This is a genomic window from Vibrio sp. 11986-1-5, assembly GCF_963878025.1.
In the GTDB taxonomy this organism is placed as follows: domain Bacteria; phylum Pseudomonadota; class Gammaproteobacteria; order Enterobacterales; family Vibrionaceae; genus Vibrio; species Vibrio injensis.
The window spans coordinates 1-1,262 of sequence record NZ_CAWNVW010000018.1 but is presented as its reverse complement, the minus strand read 5'-3'; the positions used below and the strand labels follow the sequence as shown (position 1 = coordinate 1,262).

Below are 1,262 nucleotides of genomic sequence, written 5' to 3'. Positions count from 1 at the left end.
CTCCTTGCTTTGTTGGTGTTGCATATTGCGACGATGTGCGTCGCGTTTATTCACACAATAAGGAATTTGCAATGCCAACTCCATGTTATATCTCTATCGAAGGCGAAACTCAGGGTCTTATCACAGCGGGTGCTCTGTCTACGGATTCTATCGGTGATGCATTTGTTGAAGGTCATGAAGACCAAATGCTGGTTCAACAATTTGACCACGTGGTGACGGTACCGACTGACCCACAATCAGGCCAGCCTTCAGGTCAACGTGTCCACAAACCATTCAAATTTACGGTAGCACTGAACAAAGCGGTTCCTCTTCTGTACAACGCATTGGCATCTGGTGAGAAGATGAAGTCGGTCGAGCTTAAATGGTACCGCACCTCTATCGAAGGCAAACAAGAGAACTTCTTTACCACCAAACTAGAAAGTGCTTCTATTGTTGATATTCGTTGTGAGATGCCGCACTGCCAAGATCCAACGAATTCTGATTTCACTCAAAACGTGACGGTTTCTATGTCTTACCGCAAGATCCTATGGGATCATGTGAACGCAGGCACGTCAGGCTCTGACGATTGGCGTAAGCCAGTTGAAGCGTAATCACGCTAAGTAATGTGGGGCGCTCATCCGTATTTCATATCCTTGGGGTGAGCGCCCTGTTTAAAAAACCTTAAGCACAATACCGAGTGGTGGCGGTGTTGTGCTTAAGGTTTTTCGACATTGATGATGTAGATGGAAGGAAAGAGCAATGGCAAGGTTACGTTTTCGGCTAAAAGTGGATGGGTTGGCAGACGATGTCTTGATGGTGCATAAATATCAAGGTGTCGAATCGCTGTCGGACAGCCAGCAGGATGGTCAGCATTGTTATGGTTTTCGTTACCACATCCAGCTTGCCAGCCGTCGCTCAGACTTAACCGCGCTAGACCTTGTTGATAAAACAGCGCAGTTAGAAATGTGGCGTGATGGCCTACTCGTGCAGCGGGTACATGGTATTGTCCGTCAATTTAGCCAAGGCAACATTGGGCATCGCCATACCTTTTATGGATTAACGCTGGTGCCCGCTTTAGAGCGTTTATCGCTGCGCCATAACAGTCGCATCTTTCAGCGCCAGACGGCTCCCGACATCATCGCCACGTTATTAGAAGAGATGGGCATTACCGATTACGCCTTTTCCTTGCAGCGTGACTGTGCCCAACGTGAGTTCTGTGTTCAGTATCGAGAAACCGACTTGGCTTTTCTGCATCGCTTAGCGGCGGAAGAGGGGCTGGTGTA

2 protein-coding genes are annotated in these 1,262 nt (G+C 48.3%); both read left to right on the top strand.

The genetic code is table 11. The features are described 5' to 3' along the window. Nucleotides 1-71 precede the first annotated feature (71 nt). Nucleotides 72-590 (top strand): Hcp family type VI secretion system effector, encoded by a 519-nt coding sequence (locus AACS00_RS05880; RefSeq protein ID WP_072668989.1) that lies wholly within the window; start codon nt 72-74, stop codon nt 588-590. 148 nt (nt 591-738) lie between these two features. Continuing rightward, nucleotides 739-1,262: contractile injection system protein, VgrG/Pvc8 family (locus AACS00_RS05875; protein WP_258306902.1), on the top strand; the 524-nt coding region annotated here is incomplete at its 3' end.